The sequence below is a fragment of the Streptomyces sp. E11-3 genome, assembly GCF_046540415.1.
Classification (GTDB): Bacteria; Actinomycetota; Actinomycetes; order Streptomycetales; family Streptomycetaceae; genus Streptomyces.
The window spans coordinates 210,163-230,163 of the sequence record NZ_JAZGRL010000002.1 but is presented as its reverse complement, the minus strand read 5'-3'; the positions used below and the strand labels follow the sequence as shown (position 1 = coordinate 230,163).

General features: G+C 72.0%; 18 protein-coding genes and 1 pseudogene. 6 read left to right on the top strand and 13 right to left on the bottom strand.

Features of this window, described 5'->3' with window-relative positions; genetic code table 11:
• Positions 1–42 precede the first annotated feature (42 nt).
• Together U9R90_RS19815 and U9R90_RS19810 are read left to right on the top strand one after the other, a co-directional pair.
• Positions 43–6,429, top strand: coding sequence for an amino acid adenylation domain-containing protein (locus U9R90_RS19815; RefSeq protein WP_411057980.1), 6,387 nt, complete (start codon positions 43–45; stop codon positions 6,427–6,429).
• On the top strand, positions 6,426–7,142 hold the full coding sequence (locus tag U9R90_RS19810) for a thioesterase II family protein (protein ID WP_411057979.1): 717 nt from the start codon (positions 6,426–6,428) through the stop codon (positions 7,140–7,142). The genes U9R90_RS19815 and U9R90_RS19810 overlap by 4 nt, the downstream gene beginning before the upstream one ends.
• A 24-nt stretch (positions 7,143–7,166) precedes the next feature.
• Here U9R90_RS19810 and U9R90_RS19805 read toward each other — a convergent pair whose 3' ends face one another.
• From U9R90_RS19805 to U9R90_RS19780, 6 genes are all read right to left on the bottom strand, one after another.
• Positions 7,167–8,177: an NAD(P)-dependent alcohol dehydrogenase gene (locus tag U9R90_RS19805; RefSeq protein WP_411057978.1), complete on the bottom strand. Its 1,011-nt coding sequence runs from the start codon at positions 8,175–8,177 to the stop codon at positions 7,167–7,169.
• Between the two features lie 63 nt (positions 8,178–8,240).
• Positions 8,241–9,233 carry an NAD(P)-dependent alcohol dehydrogenase gene (locus tag U9R90_RS19800; RefSeq protein WP_411057977.1) on the bottom strand — a complete coding sequence of 331 codons (993 nt, stop codon included), beginning with the start codon at positions 9,231–9,233 and terminating at the stop codon, positions 8,241–8,243.
• Positions 9,234–9,315: 82 nt separating this feature from the next.
• Positions 9,316–10,029 carry a TetR/AcrR family transcriptional regulator C-terminal domain-containing protein gene (locus U9R90_RS19795; RefSeq protein WP_411057976.1) on the bottom strand — a complete coding sequence of 238 codons (714 nt, stop codon included), beginning with the start codon at positions 10,027–10,029 and terminating at the stop codon, positions 9,316–9,318.
• A 112-nt stretch (positions 10,030–10,141) separates the two neighbouring features.
• Positions 10,142–10,693, bottom strand: a complete 552-nt coding sequence (locus U9R90_RS19790; protein WP_411057975.1) for a M23 family metallopeptidase — start codon at positions 10,691–10,693, stop codon at positions 10,142–10,144.
• Positions 10,694–10,782: 89 nt separating this feature from the next.
• Positions 10,783–11,838, bottom strand: coding sequence for a methyltransferase domain-containing protein (locus U9R90_RS19785; protein WP_411057974.1), 1,056 nt, complete (start codon positions 11,836–11,838; stop codon positions 10,783–10,785).
• A 136-nt stretch (positions 11,839–11,974) separates the two neighbouring features.
• Complete coding sequence (locus U9R90_RS19780) at positions 11,975–12,739, bottom strand: class I SAM-dependent methyltransferase (RefSeq protein ID WP_411057973.1); 765 nt, start codon at positions 12,737–12,739, stop codon at positions 11,975–11,977.
• Positions 12,740–12,840: 101 nt separating this feature from the next.
• Between U9R90_RS19780 and U9R90_RS19775 the strand changes: the two genes are divergently transcribed.
• Positions 12,841–13,176 (top strand): ArsR/SmtB family transcription factor, encoded by a 336-nt coding sequence (locus U9R90_RS19775; protein ID WP_411057972.1) that lies wholly within the window; start codon positions 12,841–12,843, stop codon positions 13,174–13,176.
• A 1-nt stretch (position 13,177) separates the two neighbouring features.
• Entirely contained in the window at positions 13,178–13,831 is a 654-nt protein-coding gene (locus U9R90_RS19770; protein ID WP_411057971.1) for a cation transporter, read from the top strand.
• A 17-nt stretch (positions 13,832–13,848) separates the two neighbouring features.
• On the opposite strand, the gene U9R90_RS19765 is transcribed toward U9R90_RS19770, so the two are convergent.
• From U9R90_RS19765 to U9R90_RS19745, 5 genes and pseudogenes are all read right to left on the bottom strand, one after another.
• Positions 13,849–14,514, bottom strand: a complete 666-nt coding sequence (locus U9R90_RS19765) for a hypothetical protein (RefSeq protein WP_411059842.1) — start codon at positions 14,512–14,514, stop codon at positions 13,849–13,851.
• A gap of 287 nt (positions 14,515–14,801) precedes the next feature.
• A pseudogene (locus U9R90_RS19760) lies at positions 14,802–15,197 on the bottom strand (BTAD domain-containing putative transcriptional regulator); the annotation flags it as partial.
• Positions 15,198–15,256: 59 nt separating this feature from the next.
• Positions 15,257–15,679 (bottom strand): PPOX class F420-dependent oxidoreductase, encoded by a 423-nt coding sequence (locus U9R90_RS19755; RefSeq protein ID WP_411057970.1) that lies wholly within the window; start codon positions 15,677–15,679, stop codon positions 15,257–15,259.
• A gap of 5 nt (positions 15,680–15,684) precedes the next feature.
• Entirely contained in the window at positions 15,685–16,176 is a 492-nt protein-coding gene (locus tag U9R90_RS19750) for a hypothetical protein (RefSeq protein WP_411057969.1), read from the bottom strand.
• 2 nt (positions 16,177–16,178) lie between these two features.
• Positions 16,179–16,406 (bottom strand): hypothetical protein, encoded by a 228-nt coding sequence (locus U9R90_RS19745; RefSeq protein ID WP_411057968.1) that lies wholly within the window; start codon positions 16,404–16,406, stop codon positions 16,179–16,181.
• Positions 16,407–16,530: 124 nt separating this feature from the next.
• On the opposite strand from U9R90_RS19745, the gene U9R90_RS19740 reads away from it, so the two are divergent.
• Both U9R90_RS19740 and U9R90_RS19735 read left to right on the top strand, forming a co-directional pair.
• On the top strand, positions 16,531–17,109 hold the full coding sequence (locus U9R90_RS19740; RefSeq protein ID WP_411057967.1) for a TetR/AcrR family transcriptional regulator: 579 nt from the start codon (positions 16,531–16,533) through the stop codon (positions 17,107–17,109).
• Positions 17,110–17,240: 131 nt separating this feature from the next.
• Complete coding sequence (locus U9R90_RS19735; RefSeq protein ID WP_411057966.1) at positions 17,241–17,900, top strand: NADPH-dependent F420 reductase; 660 nt, start codon at positions 17,241–17,243, stop codon at positions 17,898–17,900.
• 144 nt (positions 17,901–18,044) lie between these two features.
• Here U9R90_RS19735 and U9R90_RS19730 read toward each other — a convergent pair whose 3' ends face one another.
• Positions 18,045–18,743 (bottom strand): response regulator, encoded by a 699-nt coding sequence (locus U9R90_RS19730; RefSeq protein WP_411059745.1) that lies wholly within the window; start codon positions 18,741–18,743, stop codon positions 18,045–18,047.
• A gap of 32 nt (positions 18,744–18,775) precedes the next feature.
• A complete protein-coding gene (locus tag U9R90_RS19725; RefSeq protein WP_411057965.1) occupies positions 18,776–19,966 on the bottom strand; it encodes a sensor histidine kinase in 1,191 nt (396 codons plus the stop codon).
• Between the last annotated feature and the right edge of the window lie 35 nt (positions 19,967–20,001).

Sequence of the window (20,001 nt, the reverse complement as noted above, 5' to 3'; positions counted from 1 at the left end):
CCGAGGTGTGATTTCCGGCCGCTCGAGATGGGATGACAGGACATGACCCCGCACGCTCCGCACGGCGCCCCGCTCCCCTCCGACGCCCCGCTTGCCTCCGAGAGCCTGCTCGACATCCTGCGGCAGCGGGCGGAACACGAGCCGGAGGAAACGGCCTTCACCTTCCTGTCGTTTGACGAGCGCACCGGCGACGAGCGGCCCGCCATCCGGCTGACCCGGAGTCAACTCGACACCAGAGCACGGGCGGTGGCGGCGGAACTGCAGGCGCGGGGCGCGGGCGGCGGACGGGTCCTGCTGCTGATGCGGCCCGGCACGGACTTCGTCGCGGGACTGTTCGGGTGCCTGTACGCGGGGGCCTGCGCGGTCGCCTGCGCGCCGCCCGTGGCCGGATCACGTGCCCAGATCGCGGATCGGTTTGTGCAGATCGGCGGGGACGCCGAGGTCGCCGCGGTGATCACGCACCGGGAGGGCGCGGCGGAGCTGCACAGCGCGTGGGCGGACGGAGGCGCCCCGGCGGCGGCCTGGATCGAGATCGACGGTATCGGCGGCAGCGGAGACATCGGCGGCGTTGGCGCGCGTGACAGCGAGGCCGCGGACCTGTGGGTCCCGCCCACGGTCGACGGCGGCGACCTCGCCCTGATGCAGTACACGTCCGGATCGACCGGAGCCCCCAAGGGCGTCATGGTCTCGTACGAGGCCCTGCTGGAGCAGCTCCGTGTCTTCCGCGATCTGGCCGAACTCCCCGACGGCGCCGACGTGGTCACCTGGATGCCGGTCTACCACGCGCTGGGCATCGCCGGGACGGTCCTGCTGTCGCAGTTCATCGGCGGCCGCTGCACCCTCCTGACACCCGACGACTTCGTCGCCGAGCCGTTCCGCTGGCTGAAAGCGATATCCGACGCCCCGGGCCCGGTGTTCAGCTGCGGGCCCAACTTCGCCTACGACCGCTGCGTGGAGCGCGTCACCCCCGAGCAGCGGGCCCGGCTCGACCTCAGCGGCTGGCACAGCGCGTTCAACGCCGCCGAACGCGTCCAGCACCAGACCATCGAGGCGTTCACCCGCACCTTCGCGCCGCACGGCTTCCGCCGCGAGGCCTGGTTTCCCGGGTACGGACTCACCGAGGTCACCCTCGGCATCAGCGGTCGCCGCGGCCCGGACCCGCTGTCCCTCACCGTCGACGCGGCCGACCTGGAGCGGGGCAAGGTCACCGAGTCCGACGCCACCGCCCCCGACACACCGGCCCGCGTCGTCGAGTTGGTCGGCTGCGGTGTGCCGCATCCGCGGGTGCGGATGCTCATCGTCGACCCGGCGTCCCGTACGGAGTGCGGCCCCGGCGAGGTCGGCGAGATCTGGATCAGCTCCGCCGTGGTCAACCAGGGCTACTGGCGGCGCCCCGACCAGACCGATGAGGCCTTCGCCGGACGCCTGGCCGACGGGCAGGGTCCCTTCCTGCGCTCTGGCGACCTCGCCTTCCGCCACGGCGAGGAGATCGTCGTGTGCGGCCGCCTCAAGGAACTGATCATCATCCGGGGGCGCAACATCCACCCCCAGGACGTGGAGGCCGCCGCCCGACGCGCCCATCCGGCGCTGGCGGCAGCCCCGGCCGCCGCGTTCTCCGTCGACGCGCCGGGCGGCGAGCGGCTGGTGCTGGTCCAGTCCGTCGAGCACTCCGACGACCTCGACCTCGCCGCGCTGGGCGCCGAGGTGCGCGCCGCCGTCGCCGCGGAGCAGGAAGTGGAGCCGTACGCCGTGGTGTTCGTCCGGCCCGCCGACCTGCCGATGACCGGGAGCGGCAAGATCCGCCGTACGGCCTGTCGGCAGGCGTGGCTCGACGGCACGCTCACCACGCTGCGCACCACGTCCGCCGGCACCCCGCCCCCGTCGGAACGCCCGGCCGCCGCCACGCCCCAAGCGGCCACCCCGCTACGGGACATGGTCCTGGCGCTGCCCGCCGAGCTGCGCGGCCAGGTCCTGACCGCGGAGGTGACCCGGCGGATCGCCGCACTGCTGGGTGTGGCCGCCAGCGCCGTGCCCGCCGACCGTCCGTTGATCGGCCTGGGCCTGGAGTCGCTGCGTACGGTCGAACTCCGGCACGGACTGGCCCGCGACTTCCGGGTCGCCCTGCCGATGGCCGGATTCCTGCGCGGTGGTGTCACCGACGTGGCGGCGCTGCTGCTGTCCGGGCTCGACGGCGACCGAGACGGTGACCGGGACGGCGACGGATCGGGGGCCGCGTACGAGGACGTCGCCTGGCCCGCGCTGACCGCCGACCCGGCCCGCCGCCACGAGCCCTTCCCGCTGACCGAGATCCAACACGCCTATCTCGTCGGCCGGAGCTCCGCGTACGAGCTCGGTGACACCTCGGTGCACCTCTACACCGAGTACGACTGCGCCGAGTTGGACCCGCTGCGGCTGCGGCGGGCGCTGAACGCGCTGGTGCGGCGGCACGAGATGCTCCGGGCCGTGGTCGCAGGCGACGGCACCCAGCGCATCCTGCCCGATGTCGGCGAGATCCCGATCCCCGAGTACGACCTCCGCGGCGCCGACCGGGCCCGCCGCGACACCCACCTCAACGACCTCCGCGACCAGCTCAGCCACCAGGTGCTCCCGCTGGACACCTGGCCGATGTTCGACCTCCGCATCACCTGGCTCGACGACGCCGGGCCGGGAGGACCAAGTGCCCGTGTCCACATCGGCATCGACCTGCTGGTCGCCGATGTGGCCAGCATCCGGCTGTTCTTCCTGGAACTCGGCGACCTCTACGCCGCCCCGGACGCCGAACTGCCCGCGCTCCAGGTCTCGTTCCGCGACTACGTGCTCGCGGCCCGGCAGCTGACCGAGACCAGCGCCTACGAGACGTCACGGGCGTACTGGCTCGACCGAATCGACACGCTGCCCCCGAACCCGCACCTGCCGTCATCCGCGGCAGCCCCTGCCCCCGGCACGGCCGGACTGCGCAGGCGCCGCCAGGACCGCCTGGACGCCCCCGACTGGGCGCGGGTCAAGAAGTGGGCGGCGGCCCGGGGACTCACCCCGTCGGCCGTCCAGCTCGCCGCGTACGCGACCGTACTCGGCACCTGGAGCCGCACCGGTCACTTCACCCTCAACGTCCCCCTCTTCAACCGGCATCCCCTGCACCCGGACATCGACCAGATCATCGGCGACTTCACCTCGGTGACCCTCCTGGAGGTCGACCTGCGCCCCGGCGGCGGCCTCACCGCCCTGGCCGAGCGGATCCAGCGCCGGCTGTGGCAGGACCTGGACCACCGCTTCTTCAGCGGCGTCGAGGTCGTCCGGGAGATCGCCCGCGAACGCGGCCTGCCCGCCGCGGCCTACTCGGCCACCGTCTTCGCCAGCGCCCGCGAGCAGGGCCGCGACCAGGAGTTCACCCAGGGCGACGTGGGCGCGAACTGGCTGGGCGAGACGGTGTACGCGGTCTCTCAGACCCCGCAGGTACGGCTCGACCACCAGGTCTACGAGGACCGCGGCGCCCTCACCTTCAAGTGGGACGCCGTCGAGGCGGCGTTCCAGCCCGACGTCCTGGACGAGATGTTCGGCGCCTACAGCCGCCTGCTGCACACCCTCGCGCGCGACGAGGCAGCCTGGGGACCGGACGGCGTCCAGGTACTCCCCGAGGCGCAGCGGCAACTCATCGACCAGGCCAACGACACCGCGGGTGAACTCCCCGACGGGCTGCTGTGCACCGCGTTCACCGCACAGGCCGCGGCACACCCGGGCCGTACGGCCGTTGTCACCCCGACCGGCAGCATCGGCTACGGAGACCTGTACGGGCACGCCTGCCGACTCGCCCGGCGGCTGCGCGCCCTCGGGGCGGGGCCGAACCAACTCGTCGCCGTAGCCCTGGACAAGAGCGTCGAGCAGATCGCCGCGGTCCTCGCCGTCCACCTGTCCGGCGCCGCCTATCTGCCGCTCGACCCGGGCCTGCCGCAGGCCCGGCAGGACTGGATGCTCCAGCACTCCGGCGCCGCCCTGGTCCTCACCCCGGCCGGGGACACCCCGGCGCGCGACTGGCCCACCGACGTCACCGCGCTCCCGGTCGACCTGACCGCGACCGACGGCGACACCGGCCCGCTCACCCCCGTACAACAGCCCACCGACCTCGCCTACGTGCTCTACACCTCCGGGTCCACCGGCACCCCGAAGGGCGTCGCCGTCTCGCACCGGGCGGCCCTCAACACCCTCGCCGACTTCGCCGATCGCTGCGCGCTGACCCCCGACGACCGCGTCCTCGGCCTCTCCGCCCTCGGCTTCGACCTGTCCGTCGCCGACGTCTTCGCCGTACTCGGCAGCGGCGGCGCCCTGGTGCTCCCGGAACCCGCCGCCACCGCGGACCCGGCCCGCTGGCTGGAGCTCATGGCCGAGCACCGCGTCACCCTGTGGAACTCGGTGCCCGCCCTGCTGCAGATGCTCATCGAGTACCTGGGCGACGCGGCGGACGACACTGCCCTGGCCGGTCTCCGGGAGGTCTGGCTGTCCGGCGACTGGATACCCGTCGACCTGCCGGGCCGGATCCGCGCCGCCGCCCCCGGCGCCCGGATCACCGCCGCGGGCGGGGCCACCGAGGCAGGGATCTGGTCGGTGGCCCACGAGGTCACCGACGCCGACGCGGCCCGGCCCTCGATCCCGTACGGCACGGCCCTGCGCAACCAGACCATGGACGTACTCAACGACCGCCTGGAACCCTGCCCCGTGGGCGTCACCGGCGAGATCTGCGTCGGCGGCGGCTCACTGGCCGACGGCTACTGGCGGGACCCCGAGCGCACCGCCGAGTCCTTCGTCACGCACCCGCGCAGCGGGCGACGGCTGTACCGGACCGGCGACCTCGGCCGGTGGCTGCCGGACGGCGAGATCGAGATCATCGGCCGCGAGGACTTCCAGGTGAAGATCCGCGGGCACCGCATCGAACTCGGCGAGATCGAGGCGGCGTTGCTACGGCAGGACGAGGTCCGCGCGGCCGCGGTCACGGTCATCGGCGGTGCCCGTGAGGGCCGCCGCCTGGCCGCGGTCGTCGTACCGCAGACGGGAGCGACCCCCGAGGGGGCGACCTCCGACGCGGGGACTCCTGACGCCGGGACTCTTGATGAGGCGGCCGTGGACGATGACCGTGGTTACCGGGAGGCATTCGGAGACGTACTGACGGACCCGATGGAGCGGCTCGCCTTCACCTCGCGCCGTTTGGGCCTGCGTACGGATCTAGAAGGCGCCACCCGCCAACTCCCGGCCGCCGCGGCGACACCTGAGGTGCCGAGGAGAGCGAGCCGCCGGACCTACGGCGCGGCGCCGGTACCGCTGACCGCGCTCGCCCGCCTGCTGGAGCCACTGCGCGCGGACGCGAGCGCAGCCCCGAGCGCAGCCCCGGGCGCGGACGGTGACGCGTCGCCCCGCCGCTACGGCTCGGCCGGTGGCCTGTACCCCGTACAGACCTACCTGCACATCGCCCCTGGACGGGTCGACGGCCTTGAGGGCGGCACCTACTACTACGACCCGCGCCATCACCAGTTGGTGACGGTGCTTGCGGACGCGCACCTGGACACCGCGCTCCATGTCCCCGACAACCAGGCGATGTTCGAGGGCGCGGCGTTCTCCGTCTTCTTCGTCGCGCGGCGCGGAGCCGTCGAGCCGATGTACGGGACGCGGGCGCGCGACTTCTGCCTGCTGGAGACGGGCCTGATGACCCAGCTCCTGGACGACGCGGGGCCCGCCAGCGGCATCGGCCTCTGCCAGGTGGGCGTCATCCGGGTGTCGGACGAACTGCGCCGTGCGCTGGCCCTGGGCGAGGACAGCGAGCTGCTGCACGGCCTGCTTGGCGGCTCTCTGGACGACACCGACCGAGGCGGCGCCACGACGGCGACTACGACGGCGACCGCGAGGGCGACCACGACGGCCGCTACGGCCACGGCCCCGGACTCACTCGGGGAGTTGCTCCGGCAGCGGCTCGGCGCCGTACTGCCCGGCTATCTCGTCCCGGCCACGTTCACCGAGGTGGACCGGCTGCCGCTGACGGCCCGCGGCAAGCTGGACCGCGAGGCGCTGCGGACCCTGGCCGAAGAGGCGACCCAAGCGGGGTCCGGCGACACGGACGGCGGCGCCGGGACCGCGACGGAGGCGAGCATCCTGGCCGTGCTCCGCACCGAGCTGAGCCTGGACGGCATCACCGTCGACGACCATCTCTTCGATCTCGGCGTGGACTCGGTGACCATGGTCAGGCTGCACCGCACCCTGCAGACCGCGCTCGGCCGTGACTTCCCGCTCACCGTGATGTTCGACCAGCCGACGGTCCGGCGCCTGGCCGACCACGTCACCGGGCTCCCCGCACAAGACGATGCCACGGAAGCCGGGACGGCAACGCCCCGAGGACGGGGCCGCGGACGGACCGGTCACCGCCGTACTCCCGGAGGCCGATCATGAGCGAGCATCGCATCCGGCTCTTCTGCCTGCCCTACGCGGGCGGTTCCGCACGGCTGTACCAGCAGTGGCAGCAGGCACTGCCCGACACCGTAGAGGTGTGGCCTTTGGAACTGCCCGGCCGCGGCAGCCGGTTCGGCGAGCCCCCGTACGAGCGGCTCGAACCCCTGGTCGACGATGTGGTGGCCGCCGTACAGGACGCGCAGCAACGGAGCGACCTGCCGTTCGCGCTGTTCGGCTACAGCTTCGGGTCGGTGGCGGCGTACGAGGCGGCGCTCCGCCTTGAGGCCGTCGGGCGGCCCCCGGTCTCCCTGACGGTGGCCGCGTTCCGCTCCCCGGCCGCCGCGCCGCCCGCGACGTCACGGGCGTCCCTGCCCGACGCGGAGTTCCGCGCGGTCGTGGGGAAGTTGGGCGGTACCCCGCGCGAACTCCTCGACAACGACGCCTTCATGGCGATGGCGCTCCCGGTCATCAGGGCCGATCTTCGGATCGCTGACACCTACGGGCACCGCTCGGGGCCGCCGCTCGGCTGCCCCGTCGCGGCCTTCGCCGGTGCGGACGACCCGCTGTTCGCGGTCGCGGACGTGGCCGGGTGGGCCCGGCACACCACCGAGCCGTTCACGCTCCATGTCGTACCCGGAGACCACTTCTTCTTCCACTCCCACCAGGAGCAGCTGTGCAAGACCCTGGGGGCCGCGCTCACCGCGCACTGCTGAGAGCCTGTTTCTGACGCCGGACGCTCACATGGTGACGACGACCTTGCCGCACGCCTGGCCCTCTCCCAGATACCGGATGGCCTCGGGGACCTCGCTGAGCGGGAACGTCCGATCGACGAGGGGCGTGAGTTCTCCGGATTCGAGGAAGCCGCTGAGGACGGACATGGCCTCCTTCTTGGTCAGGATCGAGAGGCTCGGTCTCGGCAGCTGACGCACGAACGGCGAGAGCACGGCCAGCCTCAGGAAGCGAGGCAGGCTGCCCAGCAGGCGGTGGCCCCGTTCTCCGAAGTGATCGTGCCCGATCAGCAGATACGTGCCCTGCGGGGTGAGGGCACGCCGGCAGGCCGAGAACGAGTGGTTCCCCGGAACGTCGAAGACGAGGTCGTAGCGCTCGCCGCCTCGGGTGAAGTCCTCCTGGGTGTAGTCGATGACATGGTCGGTGCCGAGCGAGCGGATGGCGTCCAGCTTCGTCGTGCTGTCCACGCCCGTCACCTCCGCGCCATACGCCTTGGCGAGCTGCACCGCGAGGGTGCCCACACCGCCGCCCGCGCCGTTCACCAACACCCGCTGCCCCGCCTTCACCTGGCCTGCGGCACGGAGGTTCTGCAGGACGATGAACCCGGAGCTGGGGACCGCGGCGGCCTGCTCGAAGGTGACGTTCCCGGGCTTCGGCGCCAAGCTGTCCTGCGCGACGGCGGCGTACTCGGCGAAGGCGCCGCCGTTGGCCCAGGAGTAGCCCGTGACGCTCTCACCGAACACCTCGTCACCCGGCGCGAACCGCGTCACCCGCTTGCCCACCGCCTCGACGCGTCCCGCCACGTCCGTGCCCGGAACCGGGTTCTTCGGCCTGCGCAACCCCGCCCCCATGAGGCGCAGGACATACGGCAGACCGCGCACCACATGCCAGACATCCGGATGGACGGAAGCCGCGTGCACCCGTACCAGCACCTCGTACTCTCCGACCACCGGCTGGTCGATCTCCCTGAGCTCCAGGGCATCCGCTGAACCGTATGCGTCCTGGACGATGGCCTTCATCGAGCGTTTCCCCTCATTGCGCGGATACGTGATTGCGCGGATACGTGTCGAGCGGGCTGGGCCTCACACCGTGACGACGACCTGTCCCCGGGCGTGGTGCCCCAGCATGCGGGCGACCGCGGTCCCGGCCTCGCTGAGCGTGTGGACCGAGTCGAGGGCCACCTTGACGTCGCCGGACGCGAGGAGTGCGGCGAGGGCGTCCAGGTTCTCGCGGTTCACCACACAGGTGGCGAACCGTACGTCGGTCGAGCCGCGCCCCAGCAGGGCCGCCCGCGCCGTCCTCGGCAGGCCCGCGAAGAAACCCCCGGTGTTCCCCACGCTGTTGGGGATGAGGATCCCGGTCGGGGTCAGGACACGGGCCGTCGGGGTGGGGGAGTGGTTCATGACGTTGTCGAGGATGACGTCGTATCGCTGTTTGCCGCGGGTGAAGTTCTCCCGCGTGTAGTCGATGACGTGGTCCGCGCCGAGTGACCGGACCAGTTCGAGGTTCCGGGTGCCGCATACGCCCGTGACGTCATCCGCGCCGAGTGCCTTGGCGATCTGCACGGCAAGTGTCCCGACGCCTCCTGACGCGCCGTTGATCAGCACCCGCGTCCCCGGCCCGACCCCGCCCACGTCGCGGAGGGCGATCAGCGCGCTGAGCCCCGACATGACGGATGCCGCGGCCTCTTCGAAGGATAGGCCGACGGGCTTCCTGACGAGCTGGGACGCCGGAGCGACCGCGAACTCGGCGAAGGTGCCGCTGGTGGTGAGCGTGCCGTCCCACAGCGACCCGAACACCTCGTCGCCGGGCCCGAGTTCGGTCACCTTCCCGCCGACGGCCGCCACGATCCCGGCGACATCCGTGCCCCGCACCGGGTTCGACGGTTTCCGCAGCCCGGACTTCAGGCGCAGGACATACGGGACTCCGGCCACCGTGATCCAGTCCGGGGTGTTCACGCTGGTGGCCCGCACCTGAACCAGTACGTCGTTGTCACCGACCGCGGGCCGGTCCACCTCGTCGAGCTTGAGCACCTGCTCCGGCGCCCCGTACTGGTACTGGACGATCGCCTTCATCGCACCTCCATGCCCCACCGAGAAGTCTTACGTTGTAAGGCTTAGGGTGCAAGCTAGGTCTTACGCTGTAAGGCGTCAACCCTTACCTCGTAAGGCTGCGCTCGTGGAGCCGCTCCAGACCGTCCAGGATCAGATCGAGCCCGAACTCGAACTCGGCCTGGTCGTCGCACCACCCCAGCGTCGATTCCGGGTCGCTGTGGGAGACCTCTGCCACCATCTCCACCAGGTAGGGGAGCTGGTCCGCCATCTGCTCCAGCATCTCAGCGGCCGCCTTGTCGCCGCTCTCCTTGTTGTCCGGCTCGAAGAGCTCCTGGTTGAAGCCCAAGGCCCGGCTCCCCAGGGCGTGCAGCGCGTGATGGGTCAGGTCGTAGCCGAAGCCGCCGCGCCGGAACACCCCGACCACGGCGTCGTAGTAGCGCACCACCGCGAGGCTGGTGGTGGTGCGCGTCTCGAAGACGCCAGGCGCCCAGGGGTGGCGCAGCAGGACCCCGCGCGCCGCGAGGATCCGCTGTCGCAGCGCCGTCTTCCAGTCCTCATCGGCCGACGGCGCGGCGGTGGCTTTCACGGCCGTGTCGATCTCGCTCATGATGACGTCGACGACCCCGTCCAGGATCGCTTCCTTGTTGGCCACGTGGTGGTACAGCGACATCGCCTCGACGCCGAGTGCCTCCGCGAGATGGCGCATGGTGAGTGACTCGATCCCACCCGCGTCGGCCACGCCGACGGCGGCGCGGAGCACCCGCTCCCTGCTCAACGGGACCTGGGACTCGGCTCCGGACACGGTACGTGCACCCACTGCTTCCACTCCTGCCACCCAGACATTGCCGTACCCGGTAAGTCTGGATCAGGTCCGCCCGATGCGGAACACGGGGCGTGGGCGCGCGGGAGTCGGTCCCAAGTCGGGGTCTTCAGGAACCCGCCACGGACGCCGGGTCCAGGGGCATCGCGCGCGTCGACACACGCACGCCGTGCCGGGCCAGGTAGGACAAGGGGTTGATGTCCGAGCCGTAGCCCCGCCGGGCGCGCACCTCGAAGTGCAGATGAGGGCCGGTCACCCGACCGGTGGCCCCGCTGCGCCCGACGCGGGTCTTGGCCCGTACCCGCTGGCCGACCCGGACGGAGATGCGCGACAGATGGGTGTAGAGGGTGTAGCGGCCGTCCGTCATGCGGATGGTCACGGCCTTGCCGTAGTTCCCGGACCGGGCGGCGAGCACCACCCTGCCGGGTCCGACGGCGCGAACGGGCGTCCCGGTGCGTACGGCGAAGTCGACACCGGTGTGGCGACCGGCGTACCCGCCGCTGCGGCCCCCGTACGGCGCGGAGATCTTGGCGCGGACGGTGATCGGGCTGGTCCAGCTGCTGGCGGATTCGGCTACGGCACCCGGGGGCGCCGTCAGGACGCACGCGGTCCCGACGGCGATGGCGGTTATTCCGTAGAGCTGTCTGCGAAACAATGTCATAGAGGTGAGAACACGCCATGCGGCCGTCTGCCGCATCCGGGGCAGCGGGCCCGGTCAGCCGAATGGTGGAACACCATCCCCCAGCGGCGTCAGCAGCAGGCGGCACCCGAGTCGTCCACGGACGCGGCCGTACCGACCGGCGCGCACGGGAACGGGCCGAAGTGGGTGGACTGGTCACCGGTGACGGTGAAGTGCGCGGCGTAACGCGTGGCGCTCAGCATGTCGGCGGTGTTGCCGCACACCAGCATCGGCCTGCGGGTGTGGAAGCGGTGGTGATCGTCCAGGTCGAAGGCGTGCGGGTGCTCGGCGAGTGTGCCCCGGTAGACGGCGACCTGCCCGAAGTCCTCGCAGCGGTCCTCCAGTTCCAACTTGAAGGCGCGGACCGTACGGGACGTGAACGCGGCGAAGCCGATCTTGCGCTCGATGTCCGGGCTGCCCAGGGCGATGGACGCGGTGGCGACCGTACGGGCGTCCGCGCAGCCGGAGTCGGCCATCAGGCGGCGGAAGTCCTCCGTGTAGAGGGCCCCGGCCAGGCACTCGCCGACCAGCACCGGGTCGTCAAGGAGCGCGGCGGGGATACGGCGGTCGGCGAAGACGTCGGAGAAGTACAGCTCGCCACCGGGCTTCAGTACCCGGAAGATCTCCGCGAAGACGCGCGGCTTGTCGGGGGACAGGTTCACCACGCAGTTGGAGACCACCAGGTCAACGGACGCGTCCGGGACGCCGGCCGTGGCCAGGTCCTCGATGTAGCCGTGCCGGAAGTCCGTGTTGGCGTAGCCGAACCGCCGTGCGTGCCAGCCCTGGTGGCGGCGTGCCACGGCCAGCTGCTCCTCGGTCATGTCGACCCCGATCACCCGCCCGGTGGGCCCGACGAGCTGCGCGAGCACATACGCGTCGCGTCCGCTGCCGCAGCCCAGGTCCAAGACGGTGCTGCCCTCCAGCGCGGCCGGAATCGGCGAACCGCAGCCGTAGAAACGGTCCTTGACCTCGTCGTGCACCCGCGCGAGCGCGGCGGCGATGTGCGGGGGCGGCGCCTCGGCGCTACAGCAGGCCGAGGTCTGCAGATCCTTGGACGAGGACAGCACCCTGCTGTAGTAGTCCCTGACCGCCTCGTTGACGGACGAGGCAGACACGTCGACGGTCATCTGTCTCCTTTGCGGGGGCCTTCTCTGGGCGCGTGCGCGGGCCTTCTGTGGGCGCCGGGTGGCGGGCCAACGCCGCGCCTCGCGCGACGGGAACCCGTTGTGCCGAGGGACCATTCCCCCGTGACGAGTCCGGTCGTCACGGGTTTGGCGGCGGGCGTACGGCCACGACCCGGCGCAGCGGCAGTTCGACGCGCCGGCCGGGGCGTGCCCAGTCCGCGAGCGCCCGTCGCGCGGCCTGTGCGCGGTGCGGGGTGAGGCCGGGCAGATAGAGGGCGTCCACCAGGAGGGCCGCGGCCTCGGGCGACTCCAGGGCGAGCGTGAAGACGCGCCGCTCGTCGCCGCGCACCACGAACCCCGACTCGCGCAGCAGCGCGGCCGCCCCGTCGCGGGCTTCCGGGTTGGGCCAGGGCTGACGTACGGACCGCAGTGCGGCCATCACCCGGACCCAGCCGAACACGCCGGACCGCGAGAGCCCTGACTGGGCGGGTACCAGGGCCGCGAGCATCCCACCGGGGCGAAGCACCCGCTGGATCTCGCCGAGAACCTGCGGCAGCGGGGTGAGAACCGGCAGGCACATCGACGCGCAGACGGCCCCGACGGACCCGGAGCGCACGGGCAGCGCCTCCGCGGACGCCCGCACCAGCGGCACCCGGCCACGCCGGGCCGCTTCGGCCAGCTCCCCCGCGGAGGAGTCGACGCCGAGCCACTCCGTGTCCGGGAACAGCGCACGGGTGGGCGCCGAACCACAGGCCAGATCCAGCACCGGCCCCCGCACACCGCGCAGGGGTTCGGCCAGCCAGGCGTGCGGTGAGGCGTCGGCCAGCCGGAAGAGCCGTTCCGTGATGCCGGGCTGGGTGTCGTGGTAGTGCCGGAGAAAGCGCCGCCAGTGCTGTTCGTCCACCGATCCTCCCTGGCTCGACTCTGCTCGTAGGGCATGGATCCAGTACACGAACCACTGGATTCACAATTTCCTGAATTCAGGATACCGTGTACTCTCGAAGCATGCTGACTCTGGCCACTGACATCGAGGTGCTGGCGCGGTTCGGGCGCGCGCTCGCCGACCCCATACGCTGCCGCATCCTGCTCACCCTGCGCGAGGCGCCGGCGTACCCCGCCGACCTCGCCGACGCCCTGGGAGTCTCGCGCACCCGGCTGTCGAACCACCTGGCGTGCCTGCGCGACTGCGGCCTGGTGGTCACCGTGCCCGACGGCCGACGTACGCGCTACGAACTCGCCGACGCGCGCTTCGGGCACGCGCTGGACAGTCTGCGCACCGCGGTGGTCGCCGTCGAGGCGGACCGCAACTGCTCCGACGCCGACCAGAAGGACTGCTGCTGACATGGCTGCACTGTCCATCGGCCCCAGCCCGGCCCGCCGTGACGCGCTGGCCCGGCGCATACGCCTGCTGGTCGCCGCGACCATCACCTACAACGTCATCGAGGCGGTCGTCGCCCTCACCGCGGGTGCCATGGCCTCCTCCCGAGCCCTGATCGGCTTCGGGCTCGACTCCCTGGTCGAGGTCCTCTCGGCCGCGGCCGTCGCCTGGCAGTTCTCCGCCCGTGACCACGCCGTACGCGAAGCCCGCGAGCAGCGCACGCTGCGGATCGTCGCCGTCTCCTTCTACGCCCTGGCGCTCTACGTCACGGTCGACTCCGTACGCGCCCTGACCGGCACCGGAGCCGCCGACCACTCGGTGCCGGGCGTCGTACTCGCCGCCCTCTCGCTGGCGATCATGCCGTTCCTGTCCGCCGCCCAGCGCCGAGCCGGGCGCGAACTCGGCTCCGCCTCCGCCGTCGCGGACTCCCGCCAGACCCTGCTGTGCACCTACCTCTCCGCGGTCCTCCTGCTCGGCCTGCTGGCCAACCTGGCCCTCGGCTGGTCCTGGGCCGACCCGGCCGCCGCCCTCGTCATCGCCGCCATCGCGGTCAAGGAAGGCCGCGCGGCCTGGCAGGGCAAGGGGTGCTGCGCCCCAGGCCACGCCTGTAAGGACTGAGCGCGCCGAACCCGACCTCAGGGTCTGCTTCTGACCCCCCGACTGCGCCCCGCGTGGACGACGGGGTTCAGAAACAGGCTCTCAGGCGGGGCGGCGACGTTGTCGTACTCGTGCCGGGCCCGCTCGACGCTGCCGAGGTGGTCGGTGGCCCACTCGGCGAGCTGAGCGAAGAGCGGGCCGAGGCTGCTGCCGAGCTCGGTGATCCGCCGCTGCGCGGCGCGGCGCGGATCCGGTTCCGCCTCCTCGGCCAGGGCCAGGAAGTACTCGGCGTGGGCGCGGCGGAAGCGCTCCTGTCCGCCGGCGTCCGCGAGCCGCCGCGCACCGTACACACGGACCGTCCCGGACATCTTCACGCGCCCGTCTCGGGATTCGACCAGCGACTTGCTCACCAGCGAGTCAAGGAGCTCCGCCGTGCCGGACAGTACGCACACCGCCTCGGCCGCCGCCAGCGTCGCGCCACCGGAGAACACCGTCAGCCGCCGGGCCAGGGCCTGCTCCTCCTCGTCGAGCAGCTCCCAGCTCCAGTCGATCACCGCGCGCAGCGGCCGGTGGCGCGGGGCCGCCGTACGGTCGCCGCGCGAGAGCAGCCGGAACCGGTCGTCCAGCCGGTCGGCCACCTCCTCGGCCGACAGGGCGCGCAACCGGGCCGCGGCCAGCTCCAAGCCGTGGCGGCAGCGGAACAAGCGCCTCGCCCGTCAGCTCCACGAAGCACACGCCGCCGCCGTGCCGGGCGGCCGCTTCGACCGCGAGCCGGGTCTTGCCCACGCCTCCGGGTCCGGTGAGGGTGGCCAGCCTCGTACGCGAGAGCGGCGTGGCGACCCGCTCCAACTCGCTGCCCCGGCCCACGAAGCTGGTGAACGGCGTGGGTACGCCGCGGGGGCACGGCCTCGGCGGGTGAGGACTCCGCCCGCAGCAGGGCCAGGTGGATCTCCGCGAGATCGGCCGCAGGGTCGACCCCCAGCTCATCGGCGAGGAGTGTCCGCGTCCGCGCGTACGCGGCCAGGGCCTCGGCCTGCCGCCCGCTGCCGTGCAGGGCACGCATCAACTGCCCGCACAGCCGCTCCCCCAGTGGATGCTCGCCGACCAGCTGCTCCACCTCGGGCACCAGCGCCTGCCGCCCTTCCAGAGCCAGTCGTTCGAAGCGCTGGGCGCACCCGTGGGAGGGTCCTCGCCGTAGATTCCGTCCAGGAGCCGCTCGGTGCTCACCACCCGCCCCGGCTTCGCCAACAGCAGCCCGAGCAGGGCGCGTTGCCGCGGCCCACCGGTGTCGAGCGCCCTTCCCTCGGCATCGCGTACTTCCAACGGCCCAAGAACTGCGAACATCACCGACAGCTTGTGTCGCGCCGACGGTGCCACGGCCAATCACCCCCGGCGAACAATCACCCGTCGGCGAACAATCACTTCCCGGCGAACCACCGCCCGCCCTCACCAACCGGACGGCTTCGCCGTGCCCATCGCCCTGGTGACCGTGATCTCGATGACGACCCGCTCCGGGTTGGGGCGCGGGGGCTTGTACCGCTGGGTGTAGCGCTGTTCGGCGTCGGCCACGGACTCCGGGTCGTCCTTGACGACGGCGGTGCCCTCCAGCGTGGACCATCGGCGCCCCTCGACCTGGCTCACGGCGACGACCGTACCGGGAGCAGCGGCACGCAGGTTGCGGACCTTCTTGCTGCTCGCGCTGCTGATGACGCGGGCGATACGCGTGGTCGGGTCGTAGGTGACGCCGACGGGCACGAGGTGCGGGGTGCCGTCAGGGCGCGGGGTGGTGAGGAAGCAGGTGCGGCGCTCCTGCCAGAAGTCCGGCCCGGGGGTGGAGTGGTCGGTGTTCTCGGTGTGCTCAGCAGACATGTGGCTCACTGTGCCAGCGTCTTGCGGCGCCACCCGTACCGGGTCATGCCCCGGGGCTTGAACACCGACAGGGCGACGACGAGAAGCAGCACCAGCAGACCGCCTATGGAGTGCGCCAGCGTGCCGGGCAGCTCGCGGGGATCGGCGGCCGATACCGCCCTGTCCGCCAGGCGACTCACGGTCTGTGCCTCGATCAGCAGGATGGTCGCGGCGAAGACGGTGAGCAGCAGCTTCACCAGCACCCAGTAGTAGCGGAAAAGGCCCCAAGGGGTGCCCAGCGCGTTGACGATCCCGACCAGCGCCGAGGCGAGGGCCAGCGGAACGATGACCACCTGGACCAGCACCTCCATCGCCGCGTACGCGCCGCGCACGGTCGCTGTGTCCTGGCTGGTCACCGCGGTGACATCGAGCGCGAGATAGCCGACGAGCGCGCCGAGCCAGCCGACCGAGGTGGCGATGTGCGTGGTCAGCACGGTCTTGCGGAGGCGAGGGGGCATGATCACCAGTTGCCGTCCCCGGGCGCGGGTACAGGTGCGGGCGCCGCGGGTGCGGGCGCCGGGAACGCCGTGACGCCGATCTGCCGCGTACCGCCGGAACCGGAGTGCCTACCGGGGCCGTGATCGCCGCCCAGACCGGTGAGCTTCAGGACCAGGACCAGCAGGATCAGGGTGCCGACCACGAGTCCGGACACCTTCACCCAGCGCGGCGCCTTCGGCGGCTCGGTCATGAGGTTCCTCCTCTCTGCGGTGGTACGCGGTCGACGGGTCACACCGACCACCACCAGTTTACGAGACACTCTGTCTGGAGGGAATCAAAGTGTCACAGTGTCATACGTCACGTATACTACTGGGGTGCCGAAACTGTGGGACGAGACCATCGAGGCGCACCGTCACGCGGTGCGCGAGGCGATCCTGGAAACCACCTGGGCGCTGGTGCGTGAACACGGGCTGATGTCCGTGACGATGACGCAGATCGCCGAGCGGGCCGGCATCGGACGCGCGACGCTCTACAAGTACTTCCCGGACGTCGAAGCGATCCTGGCCGCCCATCACGAACGCCACGTCACCCGCCACCTCGCACACCTCACCGAACTCCGGGACCAGCCAGGCGACCCCGCAGCCAGGCTCGAAGCGGTCCTTGAGCGCTACGCCCTCATCTGCCACCACCGCGCGCGCCACGGCACCGAGGAACTCTCGGCGCTCCTGCACCGGGGCGAGCATGTCGCCCAGGCACAGCAGCAGCTCATCGACCTGTTCCGGGACCTGCTGGCCGAGGTCGCCGCTGCCGGAGGCCTACGGGACGACGTCGCCCCCGAAGAGCTCGCGCGCTACTGCCTGCACGCCCTCACCGCGGCCGGCGACCTGCCCTCCGAAGCCTCCGTCCACCGCCTGGTCGCGGTCACCCTGGCCGGTCTGCTGCCCCCGCGCTGATCCGCTCACGGAGCGGTCGTACAGACCGCGGCGCGCCACCCGGTTGGCGCATCCTCGGGAAATAGCCCTGCCGGACTGTTGGTTGCAGCCAGCAGGCGGCACCCGGCCGCACAGAACCAGGAGGGCACCCCATGAAGATCGGCATCATCGGCGCGGGCAACATCGGCGGCAACCTCACCCGACGCCTCACCGCCCTGGGACACCAGGTGTCCGTCGCCAACTCGCGCGGCCCCCACACCCTGACCGCGCTCGCCGATGAGACCGGCGCCACCGCCGTCACCGTGGCCGATGCGGCGCGCGGCGCCGAGGTCGTCGTGGTGACCATCCCGCTGAAGAACGTCCCCGACCTGCCCTCCGGACTCTTCGACGAGGCCGCGGATGGCTTTGTCGTGATCGACACCGGCAACTACTACCCGAAGGAGCGGGACGGAAGGATCGCCGCCATCGAGGACGGCCTGACCGAGAGCCGCTGGACCGAGCAGCACATCGGCCACCCGGTCATCAAGGCGTTCAACGGCACCTACGCCCAGGACATCCTGGAAAGGCCGCGCCCCCAGGGCGACCCGGAGCGCATCGCCCTGCCCGTGGCCGGTGACGATGCCGCCGCCAAGAAGACGGTTCGCGACCTGATCGACGAGCTCGGCTTCGACTCGGTCGACGCGGGCGGCATCGACGACTCGTGGCGCCAGCAGCCCGACACCCCCGTCTACGGTCTGCGGGCAGGCGTCGCGGAGGTCACCGACGCCCTGGCCGCGGCCTCCCCAGAGCGGCCGGGGGCGTTCCGGGCCTGACCCATGTCGCCCAGTCGCCCATGTCGCCCAGTCGCCCATGCCGCCCGGTCACCCATGTCGCCCGGTCGCCCATGCCGCCCGGTCGCTCATGTCGTCTGCGTCCCCGCCGCCGGGCGTACGCGCCGCCGCTGGGCGTAGGCACCGCTACCTCTGCCCGCCCACCTCGACCAGCCCCGACTCGTACGCGGCGATCACCGCCTGAGCCCGGTCGCGGACGCTGAGCTTCCCGAAGACGCTGGTGATGTGGTTCTTCACGGTCGACACACTGATGTCCATCGCCTCCGCGATCTCCCCGTTGTCGAGCCCCGTGGCCATCAGCCGCCACACCTCCAGCTCACGCGGTGTGAGCTCGCCGGTGTTCGCGACGGGCGTCTCCCGGCGGTGCGGGGCCCTGACGTACGCGGAGATCAGCCGGGTCAGCAGCCGGGGCGCGACCGCGGCCTCCCCGGTGTGCACCACCCGGACCGCCGCGACCAGTTCCTCCGGTGAGATGTCCTTGGGCAGGAAGCCGCAGGCGCCCGCGCGCAGCGCGGCCACCACGTACTCGTCCATGTCGAAGGTGCTCAGCGCCAGCACCCGGCACCCGGGCAGCTCCCGCGCGAGCTGCCCGGTGGCGGCGACCCCGTCCAGTACCGGCATCCGGATGTCCATCACGACGACGTCGGGCCGCAGTTGGTGCGCGAGGGCCACCGCCTCCGCGCCGTCCTCCGCCTCGCCGACCACATCGAAGGCCGGGTCGGGCGCGAGGATCAGCGCGAGCCCGCGCCGTACCAGCGGCTGGTCGTCCGCGATCAGCACCCTGATCGCCCGCCCGGCCGTCGCGTCCCCCTCCGCGTCGCGCATTGCGTCACCCTTCGCGTCGCCCTTCGCGTCACTCATCGAAGCGCCCCCGCGTCGGCCTTCAGCGGCAGCCGGGCCGACACCCGGAACCCGCCCCCGTCCACCGGACCGACCTGCAGCGTCCCGCCGTGCAGCACGACCCGCTCGCGCATCCCGACCAGCCCGTAACCGGACCCCGACCCCGACCCCGACCCGGAACCGGACCCGAAACCCGCGCCGTCATCCGACACTTCCACCGCCAGCCCGTCCGGCTCGTACGTCAGACGTACGGACGCCCGAGCCTCGCCGGCGTACTTGCGCGCGTTCGTCAGCGCCTCCTGCACGATCCGGAACACGGTCAGGCCCACACTCGGCGGCAGCGGACGCTCCTCGCCCCCCACGTCGAGTGCGGTGGGCAACCCGGCCCGGCACGACTCGGCGACGATCCGCTCCAGGTCCCCGACCCCGGGCTGCGGCGCGGCCGGTGCGTCCGTCTCCTCTGGCGCGTCCCCTGCCCGCAGGACGTCAAGGAGCTGTCGCATCTCGCGCAGCGCCATCCGCCCGGACCCCTCCAGGGTGACCAGCGCGTCCCTGGCCACTTCCGGGTCACGAGCCAGGTTGGCCCGGGCGCCCCCGGCCATCAGCTGCATGGTCGTGATGTGGTGCGCCACGATGTCGTGCAACTCCCGTGCGATGCGCCGCCGTTCGTCGGCCACCGCACGGTCGGCGAGCAGCTGACGGTTGGCCTCGGCGTCCCGTTGCCAGTGGTTCACCACGGCCCCGGCGACCACCACGAGCACCCCCGCCGACCCGCTGCCCAGCACCTCCACCAGGCTCGGCCACGACAGCGCCCCCGCCAGCGGCACCGTCACGGCCGCGAGTAGGGCCACGGCCGCCACGGCCGCGCTCCGCAACCGTACGACCGTGTACAGCGCGACCACGGCCGTGGCGTTGAAGCCCGGCGTCACCGGCACGACCAGGCACAGCACCAGGACGAACAGCAGTACGACAGCGAGCGTCAGCACTGGGGCGCGGCGCCGGGCGAGCAGCGGCAGCGCGGACACCACCAGCAGCACGCACCCGGCCATCGGGACGTACCCCTGCTCGACATGGCTGCCGAGCGTGAAGCTGATCAGGTCCACCACCGCCGCCCCGACCGCGACCAGCGCGTCATTGCGCGACCAGGGCAGCGCCTCACCGCTCGGCAGAGCCCCGAACCCCCCGGAAACCGTGCGCGTCGTCGACATCCCGATTCTCCCCCCAGCCACCCCAGCTACGTCAG